This is a genomic window from Rhodococcus sp. NPDC078407, assembly GCF_044542515.1.
Lineage (GTDB): Bacteria > Actinomycetota > Actinomycetes > Mycobacteriales > Mycobacteriaceae > Rhodococcoides.
On record NZ_JBITUQ010000024.1, the window covers coordinates 1 to 16,371 of the forward strand.

Annotated in this window: 16 protein-coding genes; 7 read left to right on the top strand and 9 right to left on the bottom strand. The window is 64.7% G+C overall.

Annotation, left to right across the window (positions count from 1 at the left end; all coding sequences use genetic code 11):
- Positions 1-213: 213 nt before the first annotated feature.
- The 4 genes from ACIGGF_RS20450 to ACIGGF_RS20465 all read right to left on the bottom strand — a co-directional run bounded on the left by ACIGGF_RS20450 (position 214) and on the right by ACIGGF_RS20465 (position 4,238).
- Complete coding sequence (locus tag ACIGGF_RS20450) at positions 214-1,350, bottom strand: Mrp/NBP35 family ATP-binding protein (protein WP_397522989.1); 1,137 nt, start codon at positions 1,348-1,350, stop codon at positions 214-216.
- 53 nt (positions 1,351-1,403) lie between these two features.
- Positions 1,404-2,276, bottom strand: coding sequence for a lytic transglycosylase domain-containing protein (locus ACIGGF_RS20455; protein ID WP_397522990.1), 873 nt, complete (start codon positions 2,274-2,276; stop codon positions 1,404-1,406).
- Between the two features lie 121 nt (positions 2,277-2,397).
- Positions 2,398-2,943, bottom strand: coding sequence for a DUF1003 domain-containing protein (locus ACIGGF_RS20460; RefSeq protein WP_397523053.1), 546 nt, complete (start codon positions 2,941-2,943; stop codon positions 2,398-2,400).
- Positions 2,944-2,963: 20 nt separating this feature from the next.
- On the bottom strand, positions 2,964-4,238 hold the full coding sequence (locus ACIGGF_RS20465) for a magnesium transporter MgtE N-terminal domain-containing protein (RefSeq protein WP_032375920.1): 1,275 nt from the start codon (positions 4,236-4,238) through the stop codon (positions 2,964-2,966).
- A gap of 59 nt (positions 4,239-4,297) precedes the next feature.
- Between ACIGGF_RS20465 and ACIGGF_RS20470 the strand changes: the two genes are divergently transcribed.
- The 6 genes from ACIGGF_RS20470 to ACIGGF_RS20495 all read left to right on the top strand — a co-directional run bounded on the left by ACIGGF_RS20470 (position 4,298) and on the right by ACIGGF_RS20495 (position 10,316).
- Positions 4,298-5,254 carry an HpcH/HpaI aldolase/citrate lyase family protein gene (locus tag ACIGGF_RS20470; protein ID WP_397522991.1) on the top strand — a complete coding sequence of 319 codons (957 nt, stop codon included), beginning with the start codon at positions 4,298-4,300 and terminating at the stop codon, positions 5,252-5,254.
- 100 nt (positions 5,255-5,354) lie between these two features.
- Complete coding sequence (locus tag ACIGGF_RS20475; RefSeq protein WP_027498040.1) at positions 5,355-5,843, top strand: general stress protein; 489 nt, start codon at positions 5,355-5,357, stop codon at positions 5,841-5,843.
- A gap of 195 nt (positions 5,844-6,038) precedes the next feature.
- Positions 6,039-7,361, top strand: coding sequence for an ABC transporter substrate-binding protein (locus tag ACIGGF_RS20480; RefSeq protein WP_397522992.1), 1,323 nt, complete (start codon positions 6,039-6,041; stop codon positions 7,359-7,361).
- Complete coding sequence (locus ACIGGF_RS20485; RefSeq protein WP_397522993.1) at positions 7,358-8,308, top strand: carbohydrate ABC transporter permease; 951 nt, start codon at positions 7,358-7,360, stop codon at positions 8,306-8,308. The genes ACIGGF_RS20480 and ACIGGF_RS20485 overlap by 4 nt, the downstream gene beginning before the upstream one ends.
- Positions 8,308-9,141 (top strand): carbohydrate ABC transporter permease, encoded by an 834-nt coding sequence (locus ACIGGF_RS20490; RefSeq protein ID WP_397522994.1) that lies wholly within the window; start codon positions 8,308-8,310, stop codon positions 9,139-9,141. Before ACIGGF_RS20485 ends, ACIGGF_RS20490 begins: the two co-directional genes overlap by 1 nt.
- 5 nt (positions 9,142-9,146) lie before the next feature.
- Positions 9,147-10,316, top strand: coding sequence for an ABC transporter ATP-binding protein (locus ACIGGF_RS20495; protein WP_397522995.1), 1,170 nt, complete (start codon positions 9,147-9,149; stop codon positions 10,314-10,316).
- Between the two features lie 3 nt (positions 10,317-10,319).
- On the opposite strand, the gene ACIGGF_RS20500 is transcribed toward ACIGGF_RS20495, so the two are convergent.
- From ACIGGF_RS20500 to ACIGGF_RS20510, 3 genes are all read right to left on the bottom strand, one after another.
- The gene (locus ACIGGF_RS20500; RefSeq protein WP_397522996.1) at positions 10,320-11,756 is read right to left on the bottom strand and encodes an MFS transporter; all 1,437 of its coding nucleotides are present in this window, start codon (positions 11,754-11,756) and stop codon (positions 10,320-10,322) included.
- Between the two features lie 118 nt (positions 11,757-11,874).
- A complete protein-coding gene (locus ACIGGF_RS20505; RefSeq protein WP_397522997.1) occupies positions 11,875-12,738 on the bottom strand; it encodes a chromosome partitioning protein ParB in 864 nt (287 codons plus the stop codon).
- Positions 12,728-13,444, bottom strand: a complete 717-nt coding sequence (locus tag ACIGGF_RS20510) for a metallophosphoesterase (protein WP_397522998.1) — start codon at positions 13,442-13,444, stop codon at positions 12,728-12,730. Before ACIGGF_RS20510 ends, ACIGGF_RS20505 begins: the two co-directional genes overlap by 11 nt.
- 70 nt (positions 13,445-13,514) lie before the next feature.
- Between ACIGGF_RS20510 and ACIGGF_RS20515 the strand changes: the two genes are divergently transcribed.
- Positions 13,515-14,108 carry a suppressor of fused domain protein gene (locus tag ACIGGF_RS20515; protein ID WP_397522999.1) on the top strand — a complete coding sequence of 198 codons (594 nt, stop codon included), beginning with the start codon at positions 13,515-13,517 and terminating at the stop codon, positions 14,106-14,108.
- Positions 14,109-14,111: 3 nt separating this feature from the next.
- Here ACIGGF_RS20515 and ACIGGF_RS20520 read toward each other — a convergent pair whose 3' ends face one another.
- Together ACIGGF_RS20520 and ACIGGF_RS20525 are read right to left on the bottom strand one after the other, a co-directional pair.
- Positions 14,112-15,080 (bottom strand): esterase/lipase family protein, encoded by a 969-nt coding sequence (locus ACIGGF_RS20520; protein WP_397523000.1) that lies wholly within the window; start codon positions 15,078-15,080, stop codon positions 14,112-14,114.
- Between the two features lie 168 nt (positions 15,081-15,248).
- A complete protein-coding gene (locus tag ACIGGF_RS20525) occupies positions 15,249-16,337 on the bottom strand; it encodes a magnesium and cobalt transport protein CorA (RefSeq protein WP_397523001.1) in 1,089 nt (362 codons plus the stop codon).
- Positions 16,338-16,371: the final 34 nt, after the last annotated feature.

The window sequence follows — 16,371 nt, forward strand, 5'->3', positions numbered from 1 at the left end:
CTACGCCTCGACGGCCTGAGCCCGGTGCGATACCGAGCCCAGGCCCTCGCAGCCTAGGATTTGCATTAGCAGTCCAACCCGCGGGGTCCAGTGCACTGTGATGGTCCATTCACGCACACCACGGTGCGGCGTCAATGGACCATTACATGCGTCTGGGCAGTGTGCAATGGTCCATTGACGCGGCGGGGAAGTGGGCAGACAAGCGCCGCCCGGCTAGAGCTTGCGGGCCGTATCGATTCCGAGTGACATTCCCACCAGGCCGCGCTCGCGCACGGCGAGTTTCCCGGCGACTGCCTCCAATGCCTGCGCTGCGGGCGATTCCGGGTTGCTCAGCACGATCGGCGTACCGGCGTCACCGCCCTCTCGGACGGCGGTGTCGAGGGGGATCTGGCCCAGCAGGGGAACGCTGGCCCCCACGGCCTTGGTCAGCCGGTCCGATACATCCTGCCCGCCACCGGATCCGAAAATGTCCATGCGGGTGCCGTCGGGCAGTTCGAGCCACGACATGTTCTCCACGACGCCCGCGACGCGCTGGCGGGTCTGAAGGGCAATCGCTCCCGCTCGCTCGGCCACCTCGGCAGCGGCCTGCTGCGGAGTGGTGACCACCAGAATCTCGGCACTCGGGATGAGCTGGGCGACCGATATTGCGACGTCTCCGGTGCCGGGCGGAAGGTCGAGCAGAAGTACATCCAGGTCGCCCCAGAAGACGTCGGCCAGGAACTGCTGTAATGCGCGGTGCAGCATCGGCCCGCGCCACACGACCGGAGTGTTGCCCTGGGTGAACTGAGCGATCGAGATGAACTTCACCCCGTGTGCCTGCGGCGGCATGATCATCTTCTCGACCTGCGTGGGCTTGGCGTCGTTGCCGAGCATCCGGGGCACGGAATGGCCGTAGATGTCGGCGTCGAGCACTCCCACCGACAGCCCACGAGCAGTCAGTGACGCCGCCAGATTGACCGTCACACTGGACTTGCCCACGCCGCCCTTGCCCGACGCCACCGCGTACACGCGGGTCAGGGATCCGGGTTGCGCGAACGGGATGATCGGCTCGGCGGAATCGCCTCGCAGAGACTTGCGCAGTTCGGTGCGCTGCTCGTCGTTCATGACGTCGAGTTCGACCGTCACGGTGCCCACACCGGCGACGTCGGCGACGGCGCTTTTCACGCGATCGCTGATCTCGGTCTTCATCGGGCAGCCGGAGGTGGTGAGGTAGATGCCGACACCGACGGCTCCGTCGTCGGAGATGTCGATGCTCTTGACCATCCCGAGGTCGGTGATGGGTTTGCGGATCTCCGGGTCGATCACCTTCGTGAGCGCGGTCCGAACGTCGGATTCGGTCAATACAGCCATTGCTTCATGCTAGGCGGTGCGCGGACTGCCGATGAACAGCAGGGCAGCTCGATCTAATGAATCCGCGGCAGCTGGTCCGAGGTGGGGACGATGCCGGTGGCGTATCCGGCCGACCAGGCCAGCACGTTCGCCACATAGGCCATCGAATTGTTGTAGCGCAGGATCGCTGTGGTGGTCGATCCCAGGTCGCGCATGTTGGTGTCGTTGTCGCACAGGTACATACCGGTGGCCAGGGCCGCGTCGAACAGATTCTGTGGGTCGGAGACTCCGTCGCCGTTGCCGTCGGCGCTGTAGAGATTCCACGTCGAAGGCAGGAACTGCATCGGTCCCACTGCGCGGTCGTACTCGGCGTCACCGTCGAGTGCACCACCGTCGGTGTCGCGAATCACCTGGTTGCCGGCCAGGGTGCCGTTCAGGCGCGGTCCGAGGATGGGCTCGTGCAACTCGCCCGCGTCGTCGACCTTGCCGTTGTTGGCGTGGGTGGATTCGACGCGGCCGATGCCGGCGATGACGGTCCAACCGATGCCGCAGCCGGGCTGCTGCTCGGCGAGGATCCGCTCTGCGTTCTTGTATGCGGAGACGTTGACGACCGGAATCGCGATGGGGCTCACGGCCAGGTTGGTGGGGAGCTCCGGTGTGGGCGGAATCTCGGGGACGGGCGCGGGGGCGGGGACCGCAGCGGGTACCGGCTGCTCGGCCGCAGCCACCGGCTGCGCCTGCTGATCGTGGGCAATCGGCTGCGGAGTCTCGACGACGGAGTTCGATTCCTGCGCGGCAGGCGAGGTCTCGGCGCTGACGAACGGCATGTATTCCGTGGCTCCGGCGCTGGTGGCGGCGGTGACGAGTCCTGCGGGGACGAGACCTGCCAGAGCAATCACCGAATTCCGTCGCACCTTGGAAGTCGATGCTTTTCTGTGACGACCCACGCGTGCTGTACCTCCTGATTTCCCCGGATGACAACCGGGGCCCGACCTGATGACCGGGATCGAGGGTACCTGATTCGAGACTGTTCCGTTACCGGGCTGTTATCAGCAGAAATACGCCCGATCAGGACGACTGATCGTGTTCCGACGCGTCCGTCGCCGCGGCGTCGTCCTGCACCCGCGCGGCAGCTTTCTTGCGTGCTTTCTTCGGAGTGCTCACCGGCTGACCCGTGGCCTGTTCGAGCAGTGCCTTGATTTCGTCCAGTTCGCGGCGCAGGTAATCACGAGTGGCGACCTCACCAACCGCGATGCGCAGCGCCGCGAGTTCGCGGGCCAGAAATTCGGTGTCGGCCTTGGTCTGCTGGGCGCGGGAGCGATCCTCCTCGAGGGAGACGCGGTCGCGGTCGTCCTGCCGATTCTGGGCCAGCAGGATCAGCGGAGCGGCGTACGCGGCCTGGGTCGAGAACGCCAGGTTGAGCAGGATGAAGGGATACGGGTCCCACCGGAGGTTGACCGCCACGACGTTGAGGAAGATCCAGACGATCACGATGCCCGTCTGGATTGCCAGATAGCGGCCGGTACCGAGGAACCGCGCCGCCTTCTCGCCGGACTTTCCCAGGTCGAAATCGACGTTGACGTTGAACATCCGCGACCCGCGCGGGGTGTCCATTCTCTGGCGTGCTGTTTCTTTCACTGTCCGGCCACTTCCTGATCTCGCCAGTCCTCGGGCAGTAGGTGATCGAGGACGTCGTCCACGGTCACGGCCCCGACCAGGTGGTCCTCGTCGTCGACCACGGGGCCGCAGACGAGGTTGTACGTCGCGAAGTATCGCGTCACGGCGGTGAGGCTGTCGTCGGGGGACAAGCGCGGCAGCGCGCTGTCGACCACCCCGCCGACCAGGCTCGCCGGAGGTTCTCGCAACAGTTGTTGCAGATGGACGCAGCCGAGGTACGGCCCCGTCGGTGTAGCGGTGGGGGGTCGCACCACGAACACCAGTGAAGCCAGCGCAGGCGTCAGGTCGGGGTTGCGTACTCGGGCCAGGGCCTCGGCCACCGTCGTCGACGCGGTGAGTACGACGGGTTCCGGGGTCATCAGACCACCCGCGGTGTCGGGGGAGTGTTCGAGCAACCGGCGGACGGGCGCGGAATCCTCCGGATCCATCAGTCGCAGAAGCGATTCCGCCTCGGTCTCGGGCAGCTCGCCCAAGAGGTCGGCGGCGTCGTCGGGGTCCATGGCCTCGAGCACGTCGGCGCCGCGGTCGACGCCGAGGTAGTGCATCAGCTCCACCTGATCGTCGTCGGGCAGCTCCTGAACGACGTCGGCGAGCCGCTCGTCGTCGAGAGCCCGGGCCACCTCCATGCGGCGCTTGACGGGTAGCTCGCGCATCGCGTTCGCCACATCGGCCGCGCGTAGATCCTCGAACTGCATGAGCAGCTGCGCCACCCCCTGATCGGGCATCGACAGCTCGTTCTGGGTGAGCCCCTGCACGTGCTGCCAATCCACGACGTGGATGGCACCGCGGCGCGCGAGGCGCTGCCGCTGCTTGCGCACGGCCACTCGTGCGACCACCCAGTCCCGCGTTCGGGTGAGCTCGATACCGAGGTCGACGACGATCGAATCGGCGTCGTGCAGCTCGTCGAGTTCGGGATCGTCGACGCGTACCTTGGAGTCGAGGATCTGAGCGAACACCAGAATCTCGTTCGCGCGCTGGGTGAATCGGCGCAGACTCACGTTGCCGGTCGTGAGCTGAACGGAATTGGGCTCGATGCTGGTGACGCGCAGCATCGGAACGAAAATCCTTCGGCGAGTTGCCAATTCGACGACCAGGCCGAGGACTCTCGGTTGTGCTCGGCCGACACGCATCGAAATGACCACGTCGCGAACCCGGCCGATCGATTCGCCATCGGGGCCCAGGACGCCCAGGCCCGCAAGCCTGGCCGCGAATACCTTGCTCAGTGCTGCCATGATGGCAAGGTTAGAGGCCTGGCAATACAGAGCTTGAATCAGACAGGGGTTGTGCTGCGGTGAATGCGTCGGGCGTACGGCGATCGGTCCTTGCCGTTCCGGGTAGTTCGGACAAGATGATCGCGAAGGCGAAGGGCCTGCCTGCCGACGCGATCTTCCTCGATCTCGAAGATGCCGTCGCCCCCATCGCCAAGGTCGAGGCTCGCGCGCGCATCGTCGACGCTCTGAACTCCGGTGGCTGGGGCGAGCAGCTCAAGGTCGTGCGTGTCAACGACTGGACGACGCAGTGGACGTACGGCGATGTCATCGACGTCGTCTCGGGCGCGGGCCGCATGCTCGACGCCATTCTGCTGCCGAAGGTCGAGTGCGCCGCGCACGTACAGGCGTTGGATCTTCTTCTCACTCAGCTCGAGAAGGAGCACGGTCTCGACGTCGGCGGCATCGGAATCGAGGCGCAGATCGAGAGCGCGCGCAGTCTGCGCAACATCGACGAGATCGCGACCGCGAGCCCCCGAGTGCAGAGCTTGGTGTTCGGACCGGCCGACATGATGGCCAGTGTGAACATGCGCACCCTCGTCGTCGGCGAACAGCCGGTGGGCTACGACACCGGCGACGCCTATCACCACATTCTGATGACGATCCTGCTTGCCGCTCGGACGCACGGAGTGCAGGCCATCGACGGCCCGTACCTGCAGATACGCGATCTGGAGGCGTTCCGCCGGGCTGCGGGACGGACCGCCGGCCTCGGATTCGACGGCAAGTGGGTGCTGCACCCGACGCAGATCGAGGCGGCCAACGAGATCTTCGCGCCGCGTCAGGCCGACTACGACAAGGCCGAGATGATTCTCGACGCGTACGAGTTCCACACCTCCGCGGCGGGCGGCGGTCTCGGAGCGGTCATGCTGGGCGACGAGATGATCGACGAGGCGAGCCGAAAGATGGCGCTCGTCGTCTCGGCGAAGGGGCGGGCCGCAGGGATGACGCGCACGACGGCGTTCGAGCCACCCAGCTCCTGATCCGGGGCGGTCGTTTCCGGACCGAAGGATGGGTGTGACCGTGCCGGAGCGGAGCATGCAGAAGCGACCAGAAGAGTCCGTTTCGGGGCACAATGGAGTCATGACCAATCCCCTCTCTCAGCCAGGCCGCCCAGGACAAGGACTGCCGACGCCACCGTCTGGTTGGCCCATCGGTTCCTACCCCACCTATGCCGAGGCGCAGCGCGCCGTCGACTTCCTCTCCGACGAAGAGTTCTCGGTACAGGACGTCACCATCGTCGGCGTCGACCTGATGCAGGTCGAACGCGTCCTCGGGCGCCTCACCTGGCCCAAAGTCATTGGCGGGGGCATAGTTTCGGGAGCATGGCTGGGAGTTTTCCTCGGCCTGGTGCTCGGCATCTTCAGCGAGAACATCTTCGGGGCTCTGCTCATCGGTGTCGGCGGCGGCATCATCTTCGGGCTCATCTCGGCGTCCATTCCGTACGCGGCGACCAAGGGGCAGCGAGATTTCGCGTCGAGCATGCAGTTGGTCGCGGGTCGCTACGACGTCATCTGCGAGCCTCGCACAGCAGAAAAAGCACGCGACCTACTCGCCAAACTGTCGATCTGATCACAACGGTTGGACGACCAGGCAACCGACAGGTAACGGAATAGCCCCAAATCGCCCTCGATGCCAGTGAGTTCGGTTACGTTTCTTTCGTGCACGGCAGTCCCACACAGTGTGCTGCGCGAGTAACTGAACGTACGGAGGCGGAAAGTGCCGAGACATCGTGGTCGTAGGCGGGGAAAAGCGACGAGAATTGGGGTGTTGGCGGCAGCGGCTCTGGTGACGAGTCCGCTGCTCGCAGCGTGTGGTTCGTCCGATAGTTCCATTCCGGTCTTGAGTTTCTACACTGCCGCAGACGGCGCAGAGCAGTACGCCGCTGCGGCACAGGTGTGTTCGGACGCCTCGAACGGTCGCTACCGGGTGGAGCAGCGAACACTGCCCAAGAGCGCGAACGATCAGCGTCTCCAGCTCGCGCGTCGTCTCGCCGGTAATGACCGAACACTGGATCTGATGACCCTCGACGTCGTGTGGACTGCCGAATTCGCCGAAGCCGGATGGGCATTGCCCGTGCCGGACGACCTGTCCGAGAAGCTGCGCGACGGCTCCACTCTCGAGGGACCCCTCGCCACCGCCGAATGGCAGGACCAGCTGTACGCGGTTCCGTTGAACTCCAACACGCAGTTGCTGTGGTACCGACCGGACGTGGTTCCGAACGGGGAACCTCCGCAGACCTGGGACCAGCTGATCGACATAGCCGAGGCCAACGCAGCGGCGGGTGAGCCCTCGGAGATCGGCGTTCAGGCCAAGCAGTACGAGGGCTTCATGGTCTGGTTCAACACGCTGCTCGAGAGCGCGGGTGGATCTGTCGTCGGCGAAGACGGAACGACGGTGACTCTGAACGACACTCCCGAGCATCGAGCCGCCACCGAAAAGGCCCTCGAGATCATCAAGCGGGTCGCTACCGCCGACGGCAGCGATCCGTCGGTCTCGCAGAGCGACGAGGGAACTGCCCGGCTCGGGATGGAAGCGGGACGGATGGCCTTCCAGGTCAACTACCCGTTCGTGTTGCCCGGTCTGAAAGAGAACGCCGCGGCAGGCGCGGTCTCGTTCCTCGATCTGTCCGGTGTGCCTGCCGATCAGCAGGACGCGCGGATCACCGAGGTCTTCCGCAGTGCCCCTTATCCTCGGGTAACCCCGGATGAGCCCGCGAAGGTCACCATCGGTGGCTTCAATATCGGCGTTGCGAAGACCACCCAGTACGAGGACCTCGCGTGGGATGCCGTCGAGTGCCTCACCAACGAGGAGAACCAGCGCAACAACGCCGTCAACGGTGGTGTGCCGCCGGTGCTTGCACGTCTGTACGACGATCCGGAGTTCCAGGCCGTCTATCCCGCATGGGAAGGGGTGCTCGGATCCATCGAGTCGGCGGCCGTACGTCCGGTTTCGCCTGCCTACCAAAGTATTTCGATCCTGCTGACCGATGCCCTCAATCCGCCGCAGAACATCGACCCGGTAGCCGACGTGGACAAGCTCGCAGATCTGGTCTCCAAGGCCGTCAATTCCGAAGGGTTGATTCCATGAGCGCCACCACCGAGTCGCACCCCGCCTCGCAACCTGCCGACAAGCAGGCTGCCCTGAAGAACGTCTCCGACGGTAAGAAGGCCGAACGTCGGCTGGGGCTGCTGCTCGTCGCCCCGGCCGCACTGTTGATGATCGCGGTGACCGGATATCCGATCATCTACGCGTTCTGGCTCAGCCTGCAGAAGTACAACCTCGCGTTCCCCGAGGATCGGGAATTCGTCGGAATTTCCAATTACGTGACCGTGCTGTCGGACGGGTACTGGTGGACGGCCTTCAGCGTGACGGCCGGCATCACCATCATCTCGGTGATCATCGAGTTCGTCCTCGGCCTCGCGGTGGCTCTGGTCATGCACCGCACCATCTTCGGTCGCGGTCTGGTGCGCACCGTGGTGCTCATCCCGTACGGCATCGTGACCGTCGCCGCGGCGTACAGCTGGTACTACGCCTGGACCCCCGGCACGGGCTACCTCGCAAATCTGTTGCCGGACGGTAGTGCTCCACTTACCGAGCAATTCCCGTCGCTCGCGATCGTGGTTCTGGCCGAGGTATGGAAGACGACCCCGTTCATGGCGCTGCTGTTGCTGGCGGGTCTGGCGCTCGTGCCCGACGATCTGCTCAAGGCTGCCGAGGTCGACGGAGCGGGTGCGTGGACCAGGCTGATGCGAATCACGATCCCGTTGATGAAGCCGGCGATCCTGGTGGCGGTGCTCTTCCGCACCCTCGACGCCTTCCGCATCTTCGACAACATCTACGTCCTCACCCGAGGTAGCAACGAAACCGGTTCGGTCTCGATCCTGGGTTACAACAACCTGTTCGGTGCGTTCAACCTCGGGCTCGGGTCGGCGATCAGCATTTTGATCTTCTTCTGCGTCGCGATCATCGCGTTCGTGTTCATCAAGTTGTTCGGTGCCTCGGCACCGGGATCCGACGACGGAGGCCGCAAGTAATGACCACTGTTACGCCTCGCAAGAAGGTCGGTTGGACTGTCGTCAACGTCCTCGTCCTGCTCTACGCGCTGATACCACTGCTGTGGATCATCAGCCTCTCGTTCAAGTCGACCGCCACCATCGCCGACGGCAGGTTCATCCCGCAGTCGTTCACATTCGACAATTACAAGGGCATCTTCGATACCAACCAGTTCACCTCGGCTCTGGTGAACTCGATCGGCATCGGACTGATCACCACGGTGATCGCGGTGGTGATCGGCACGATGGCCGCGTATGCCGTTGCCCGCCTGGACTTCCCGGGCAAGAAGGCACTCGTCGGCGCGGCATTGCTCATCGCGATGTTTCCTCAGATCTCCCTGGTGACACCACTGTTCGACATCTCCCGCTCGCTGGGACTGTTCGACACCTGGCCGGGACTGATCATTCCGTACATCACCTTCGCCCTGCCGTTGGCGATCTACACCCTCTCGGCGTTCTTCCGCGAGATTCCGTGGGAGCTCGAAAAGGCAGCGAAGATGGACGGCGCGACGCCCGCACAGGCGTTTCGCAAGGTCATCGCCCCGCTGGCCGCACCGGGCATCGTCACGGCCGCCATTCTGGTGTTCATCTTCGCCTGGAACGACCTGCTGCTCGCCATCTCGTTGACGGCAACGGAACGTTCGGTCACCGTCCCGGCGGCCATCTCGCAGTTCACCGGTAGCTCTCAGTTCGAGGAGCCCACGGGATCGATCGCGGCGGCAGCAGTCGTCATCACGATCCCGATCATCATTTTCGTGCTCTTCTTCCAACGACGTATCGTGGCGGGCTTGACGTCCGGCGCAGTGAAGGGATAACCGTCATGGCCGAAATCGTTCTCGACAAAGTCACCAAGCTCTACCCCGATGGCGCGGCTGCCGTCAGCGACGTCGACATCACCATCGCCGACGGCGAGTTCATCATCCTCGTCGGACCGTCCGGTTGCGGAAAGTCCACCACTCTCAACATGATCGCCGGTCTCGAAGACATCTCCTCGGGTGAGCTGCGCATCGCGGGGGAGCGCGTCAACGAGAAGGCTCCGAAGGACCGCGACATCGCCATGGTGTTCCAGTCCTACGCGCTGTACCCGCACATGACGGTGCGAGAGAACATCGCGTTCCCGCTGACGCTGGCGAAGCTTTCGAAGTCCGACATCAACAGCAAGGTCGAGGAAGCAGCGGGCATCCTCGACCTCAGTCAGCACCTCGATCGCAAGCCGTCGAACCTCTCCGGTGGTCAGCGACAGCGAGTTGCCATGGGCCGCGCCATCGTTCGTACGCCCAAGGCCTTCCTGATGGACGAGCCGCTGTCGAACCTCGACGCGAAGCTGCGCGTGCAGACACGCGCCGAGATCTCGCGACTGCAGAAGCGGCTGGGCACCACCACCGTCTATGTCACGCACGATCAGACCGAGGCCATGACGCTCGGCGATCGCGTCGTGGTGTTGCGCGGCGGTCTGGTGCAGCAGATCGGGTCACCGCAGGAGCTCTACGACAAGCCGCGAAACCTGTTCGTGGGCGGCTTCATCGGATCGCCCTCGATGAATTTCGTTCCCGGACAGCTCACCTCGAATGGAGTGTCCACCGCACTCGGTGAGATCGACATCCCACTCGAGCGAATGGATGCGATCAAGGCCAGGAACCCGGGCCGCGAGGTGGTCGTCGGTATCCGTCCCGAGCACTTCGAGGACGCGGCGCTGATCGACGGTTATCAGAAGATGAGCGGTGCCACCTTCACGGCCACCGTCGACGTGCTCGAGTCGATGGGTAGCGACAAGTACGTGTACTTCACGTTGAAGGGTGCGAAGGTCGAGTCCAGCGAACTGCAGGAACTCGCAGCCGACGCCGGCATCGCCGACCTCGGTGGTGCACAGGTGGTTGCGCGCCTCGCCGCCGAGTCCAAGGCCGCCGAGGGTGGTCAGGTGGAACTGTGGTTCGACCCGGCGAAGATCTCGGTGTTCGACCAAGCCTCGGGTGCCAACCTGACGTTGTAGTGCCTACGGCAGTGGTGTGGTCAAGTGCCCTTGGGGGCGCTCAATCGCACCACTGCGCAGCACTGCCGCCGGGGTGCTCTTGATGGCCGACGCCGCGAGCACGACGGCGAGGCATGCCACTGCGCCCGCGAAAAAGGCTGCGATGTAGACGCTTTCGCGGGCGACGACCGTCCCCTCGATGGTGAACATGGCAAGCACGGTGGACAGCGCAGCGCTGGCGATCGAGGTTCCGACGGTTCTGACGATCGAATTGACGCTGTTGGCCACGCCCGTGTCCGCTGCACTGACCTCGGCCATCAGCAGGTTGGGCAGTGACGCGAACGCCAGGCTGACGAATGTATTGATGACGATGCCGGCGGTGATGAGCTGCCAGGTGTGATCGTGGGCCAGGGCGACGAACACGAATCCGACGAGCCCGATCACGGCACCGGCAACCAGGACCCGGCGCGGACCGAACGATCGGATGAGACGCCCACTGATCACTGCGGCGACCACACCCACGGCCGCACCGGGCAGCAGGTACACCACGCTCGCTTCGAAAACGTTGGCGGTGAAGCCGTAGCCGGCCACGGCCCGAGGGGTCTGCACGAAGTACGAGCAGGCCAGGAAGTTGACGAACATTCCGATACCCACGAACAGGGTGGCGACGTTGGTGGCGAGCAACGGACCGTGGGTGAGCATGCGTGGTGCGACGAGCGGCTCGTCGGTGCGCTTCTCGAAGATCCACCAGACGGCACCGGTGAACACGCCGACGACGGCGCAGCCGATCGTGGCGATCGAACCCCACCCCCAGGTGCGGCCTTGGGTCAGGGCGAGGAACAGCAGGAGCAGCGTCACCGCGAGTAGGACGGCTCCCCACCAGTCGACGGTGCCGCGGCCGGTTCTCGGGCGCGCCGGCACACCGAACCAGGCGATCGCGAGGGCGACCACGACGAACGCGACCGTGAGCCAGAACACCCGGTGGTAGTCGGCACCGTTGGCGGTGAGCAGTCCGGTCAGCACCAGTCCGAACCCGCCGCCGACGCCCAGGGTGCCGGATAGGACGGCCATCGAGCCGACGAGCTTACGGGGAGGCATCTCGTCCCGCAGGACGGCAAGCGCGATGGGGAACAGGGCGTAGGACACTCCTTGCAACACCCGGCCGACGATCAACCACAGCAACGAGTCGGTCAGGGCCGCGAGCAGAGATCCGGCGAGGACGACGGTGAGCACACCGATCAGTACCGGACGCTTGCCGTGCAGGTCGGCGAGCCTGCCGATGACCGGAGTCGCGATCACCGCGGCGAGGAGATTGGCCGTCAGTACCCATCCGGCGGCGGTGGTGCCGACCCCGAGTTGGTTGCCGATGGTCAACACGATGGGCACGACCATCGTCTGCAGGACGGCGAGGGTCATGACGATGAAACAGAGTCCGGGCAGCAGTATGCGGCGGGTGGACATGGAAGGAACGACCTCATTACGAATCGACTACGCGGCGAATCCACAAAATTAGAATGATGAACGCATCTAAGTAACTATCAGATACCCGTGCTGCAGGGAAGCGGGCGTCGCCCGGGCCTCACTGCGGCCGGTTGGGCTTACCCAGTGCTTTCTGTCGCAGTTCGCTGACGATCTCGTCGTTCCAGACGTGCTCGCGCACCAGGCGGTAGCGTTCCCGGCTCATCCAGAGGTAGGCCTCCGCGTCGGTGCGATCTTCGAGTATTTCCGCGGCGCGCACCATACGCACCACCGGCAGATATTCTTCGCCGAACCAGCGCCGAGCGACGGTGCCGCGGTCGACGAATTCGCCGACTTCCTGCATCAGTCGAAATCCCCACGCTTCGACCGATTCGCTGAGCTGGGCGTAGTCGAACGGGTCGGTGACCTTGACGGCCTCGCGTGCTTTTCCCACCAGCGGGACCCGGCTGAGGAAGATGCGCCGGTGATCCTTGATGAGTAGGTCGCCGCGTCGGGTGATGCCCTCGGGGGAGATGCGCGTGATGATCTCGGTGACGACGGCGTCGATGGAGGTTCGGTGCATGGCGAACGCGATCGACACCCGATGATGACCGTCGACGACGAAGTGCATCCCGCCGATGCGATAGACCTGGATCGGGGGCATCGCTTCGCCCCGTCGTTGCGCGGCCGCCAATCGCTGCCACCGTTCGCGGATACGCGCCGACGTCGGCCGGAAGAAGCGGTCGAAGTCTCGGGTGCGATCGACGCTGCCGACGATGGTGTCGACGCGAATGACCTGCAGACCCAGGTGCCGTTCGCCCACCTTGCCGAGGGCCGCGACCACCTCGTCGAACGGCAGAATGGTGTTGACGTCGTCGGGTTGCCGCCGAAGCCACCCCACCAGGCGGGCCACGTCGGCGCGTCGGCGTTGGCGGGTGAAGTCGTTCTCCGCATCGGCGGCCGGAAATCCGGTGTCACGTGCCATGTCTGCGCCTCACGATCCTCGGTGCTTCGACCTCTTCTCGTCGCCCACCCGGTTCGATCTCGAGCAGGGTGTAGCCGACGGTGTTGATCACCGCCGCGCCGTGCAGCGTCAGATCGTCCGGAGTGTGGCCGTGTGGATGAATATGGCCGTGCAGCAACAACTGTGGGGTCAACCGACGCGTCACCTCGGCGAGGCAGTCGAAACCGATATGCGCGGGGTCGGTGTCGTCACCGACGCCGAGCGGAGGACTGTGGGTGAGCAGAATATCCAGGGGCCGAAGATCCTTTCGGACGGTTCGATGCCACGCGAACGTCCGCGTCAAAGTGCGCGAACGCCGACGCTGCTGCCGCTGGGTCCACTGGTTGGGCCCGCCGTTGTAGCGGATGGAACCGCCGAGGCCGGCGATTCGCAGGCCTGCCGCGGAGACGATCCGGCGATCGGCGTTGACGGCACCGACAGGACCGGGCCAGGTGGTGGGGAGCCCTGCGCGCATCCATCCCGCACGTCCGGCCGAGTAGCCGGTGAGGTCCGCGTCGTGGTTGCCCGGAACGAACACGCACGGTGCATTCAGCGCATCGGTGAGGTACTCGAGGTAGTCGAACGGTAGGTCGCCCGCGCCGAGAATCAGATCCACTCCGAGCGACTTCACCTGCGAACTCCACAGGGATTCGATCGTTTCGTCGGACACTGCGAGAACGGAGACCACGGGTACGACGGTACCCATCTCCGGTCCGGTGGCACCTCCGAACGGACTTCTCGGGCATCGGTGGTGTTGGATGGGATATGTGAGCGACAGTGTGATTACAGCGGTCCGCGCACATCTGCAGACCGAGATCGGTGACGACAGCCCGTCGTCGGCGTCGGTGACGTTCCTCGGCCTCGAGCCGCTGGACGTGCTGAGGTTCGGCGCGGATTCCGAGGTGGTCCGGTACGTCAGCCTCGGCTGTTCGCGTCATCCGATGGCCGACCCGAACGACATGGTCGCCGATCCGTCGCGGGGTCCCCGAGCCGAACTGGTGTTGACGCTGCGAGGCGGTGCCGGCGTGGCGTCGGGCGTGCACAAGAGCCTCGCGGTACTGGCGGCCTCGCCTGCGGTGGAAGGCGTCGTCCTCGTAGAGGATGCATTGCTCGATCTGAGCGAGCCGCTGTGGACCAACGCGCCGTTCACGGCCGTGTTGCTCGGGGCGAGCGATATCGCAGACCTGATATTGCCCGAGCCCTACGATCCGGTTCGGTTTCTCGCTGCGGTGCCGTTGACCGGTACCGAGGCCGCCTGGGTTCGGTTACGAGGAGCGGATGCGCTGCGCGAGGCCTGGACGGAAGCGGGAATCGACGTCCGCGATCCGAATCGCTCCGCCGCCAGTCTCTGATCTTCACCGCGCGTAGGACGCCAACTCCGGTTCTGCAGCAACCGAATCTTCTTCGAAGTGGCGTCGTATATCGGTGAAATAGTTCGAACCGGTGGTGTCCGAACCCCGGGTGAGGCGCAGGTTCGGCATGGTGAACGTGAAGCACAGATTGCGCGAAATACGCTTGCGGACTGCAGGTCCGTCGTGCTCGAGTGCGTCGACAACGATGTTGTACGCAACGTTGTCACCGAGGATGCCGAAGTGTTCGACCGGTCGCAGCGGACAGATGTCCTGTACTGCGATGTTCGCGGCTCCGGTGAGGGTGCTGGCGCGAGGCTGCGGGTAGATGAGCTGGTCGAATTTCGTGAAGATCGAGGTGTAGCTGGGGCCCACGGGTAGGGGGCGGGCGGCCAATGCGGTCAGGAAGTTCGACCCGGTGGCGATCTGCCAGTTCGCCGGCGGGCACTCCTGCGAGTCGTCACACCCGTTTCGGGCCGAATCGGTCCCGTTGTACGGGGTGGCGAGCGAGATGACATCCGACACCAGTGCAGGCAGATCCGGCCAGAACGTCAACGCCCAGAGTTCGTTCAGGGGGCCGTGCTGGTGGCCCATCATGACGACCTTGCGGCCACTGTCGGCGGCCATCGTCCGGACTGCGTGTACGACGTACTCTGCCGAGATCTGTAGGTCTCCGTAGCCCTCGTCGGGAAACGACAGGCTGCACACCGGGATTCCGATGGCAGGCAGGGATTGCAGGTAGTTCCAGCCGAAGGACTGCTGATCGGTGGCGAAGGCCGGAGTGAGCAGCACCGGATCGCGGGTGGCGTCGTGCAGATCGGTTGTGCAGGTGAGGGCCTCGTCGAGAGCGGCCTGCGTGACGGTCAGCGGCGGTCCGACGGCATCGTCGAGAACCGGCTGAGCCGACACGGTCCACGGGGCGGACGAGCAGATCACGGCGGTGGCAACGGCCGATACCAGCAAGCGGATTTTCATCGATCCCTTCCGAAGGACACAGCGGGGCTACTGCAGTCTCATCCGGTGGCAACAGGTGGGTACATCACCAGGCTGGGGTCGGGGTAATCACCAGCGACCGTCGGCCTGACGTTGGACGAAGTCCAACGTCGTGCGCAGTTGGACGAAGTCCAACGTCGTGCGCGTCAGCTACAGCCAGTCGTTCTTGTGGAACGTGCGCCACAATCCGATGCACACGCAGGCAACGATCGCGGCGACCAGGTGGTAGCCGTAGGTCCAGTGCAGCTCGGGCATGTTGTCGAAGTTCATCCCGTAGATGCCCGCGACCATGGTGGGCACGGCGGCGATCGCCACCCATGCCGAGATCTTGCGCATGTCCAGGTTCTGCTGCATCGTCACCCGGGCGAGTGCGGCGTCGACCAGCGAACTGAGTACCTCGTCGTACTCGGAGATTCGCTCGGCGACGGTGGTGTGGTGGTCCTGTACGTCGCGCAGGTATCGCCGCACGGCCTTCGGCACACTCGGCTCCTGCACCAGACGCGCCAGCGGCGTCGACAGCGGCGTCACCGATCGGCGTAGCTCGACGACCTCCCGCTTGAGCAGGTAGATGTTCTCGATGGGCACGTGGTGGTGCGGGGAGAACACTTCCTCTTCCATACCGTCGACGTCCCGCTCGATCGATTCGGTCACCGCCAGATATTCGTCGACGACGTGGTCGGCCACCGCGTGTAGCACCGCCGACGGTCCGAGCCCCAGCTGTTCCGGGTTCGCCTCGAGACGCTGCCGCACTCCGGCCAAACCCGAATGCTCGCCGTGCCGGACGGTGATGACGAAGTCGCTCCCGACCATCACCATGATCTCGCCGCTCTCGACTATCTCGTTGGCGGTCGTCACCGACTCGTGCTCGACGTACTTCACCGTGCGCAGCACCAGAAATGCGACGTCGTCGTAGCGCTCGAGTTTCGGTCTCTGGTGTGCGTGGACGGTGTCCTCGACCATCAATTCGTGTAGGTCGTAGCACTGCGCGATCGCGCTCATCTGACGGTCGTCGGGCGCATGCAGACCGACCCACACGAACCCCTCGCCGCGCGCACGGACCTCCGCGATGGCCGAGGTGTGGGTGAACCTACCGGGCAACCGAGAGCCGTCCACGTAGACCGCGCAGTCGACGATGGCGCGAGCGGTGGGCACCGGAACTCTCGGGCCCGGATCGTGCTCGGCCTTGGGTCCTCGGCGGTGCAGCGACGGTAGCGACGGTCGAGGTGGAAGGGACGGCATGGCGGGCAATCGTACGCCAGCAAAACGACGAGAC

Bases quoted from the DNA above. Each gene is read 5' to 3' on its own strand.
- ACIGGF_RS20450 (WP_397522989.1), bottom strand. From the start codon at position 1,350: ATGGCTGTATTGACCGAATCCGACGTTCGGACCGCGCTCACGAAGGTG.
- ACIGGF_RS20460 (WP_397523053.1), bottom strand. From the start codon at position 2,943: ATGGACACCCCGCGCGGGTCGCGGATGTTCAACGTCAACGTCGATTTC.
- ACIGGF_RS20465 (WP_032375920.1), bottom strand. From the start codon at position 4,238: ATGGCAGCACTGAGCAAGGTATTCGCGGCCAGGCTTGCGGGCCTGGGC.
- ACIGGF_RS20475 (WP_027498040.1), top strand. From the start codon at position 5,355: ATGACCAATCCCCTCTCTCAGCCAGGCCGCCCAGGACAAGGACTGCCG.
- ACIGGF_RS20485 (WP_397522993.1), top strand. From the start codon at position 7,358: ATGAGCGCCACCACCGAGTCGCACCCCGCCTCGCAACCTGCCGACAAG.
- ACIGGF_RS20490 (WP_397522994.1), top strand. From the start codon at position 8,308: ATGACCACTGTTACGCCTCGCAAGAAGGTCGGTTGGACTGTCGTCAAC.
- ACIGGF_RS20495 (WP_397522995.1), top strand. From the start codon at position 9,147: ATGGCCGAAATCGTTCTCGACAAAGTCACCAAGCTCTACCCCGATGGC.
- ACIGGF_RS20500 (WP_397522996.1), bottom strand. From the start codon at position 11,756: ATGTCCACCCGCCGCATACTGCTGCCCGGACTCTGTTTCATCGTCATG.
- ACIGGF_RS20505 (WP_397522997.1), bottom strand. From the start codon at position 12,738: ATGGCACGTGACACCGGATTTCCGGCCGCCGATGCGGAGAACGACTTC.
- ACIGGF_RS20515 (WP_397522999.1), top strand. From the start codon at position 13,515: ATGGGATATGTGAGCGACAGTGTGATTACAGCGGTCCGCGCACATCTG.
- ACIGGF_RS20520 (WP_397523000.1), bottom strand. From the start codon at position 15,080: ATGAAAATCCGCTTGCTGGTATCGGCCGTTGCCACCGCCGTGATCTGC.
- ACIGGF_RS20525 (WP_397523001.1), bottom strand. From the start codon at position 16,337: ATGCCGTCCCTTCCACCTCGACCGTCGCTACCGTCGCTGCACCGCCGA.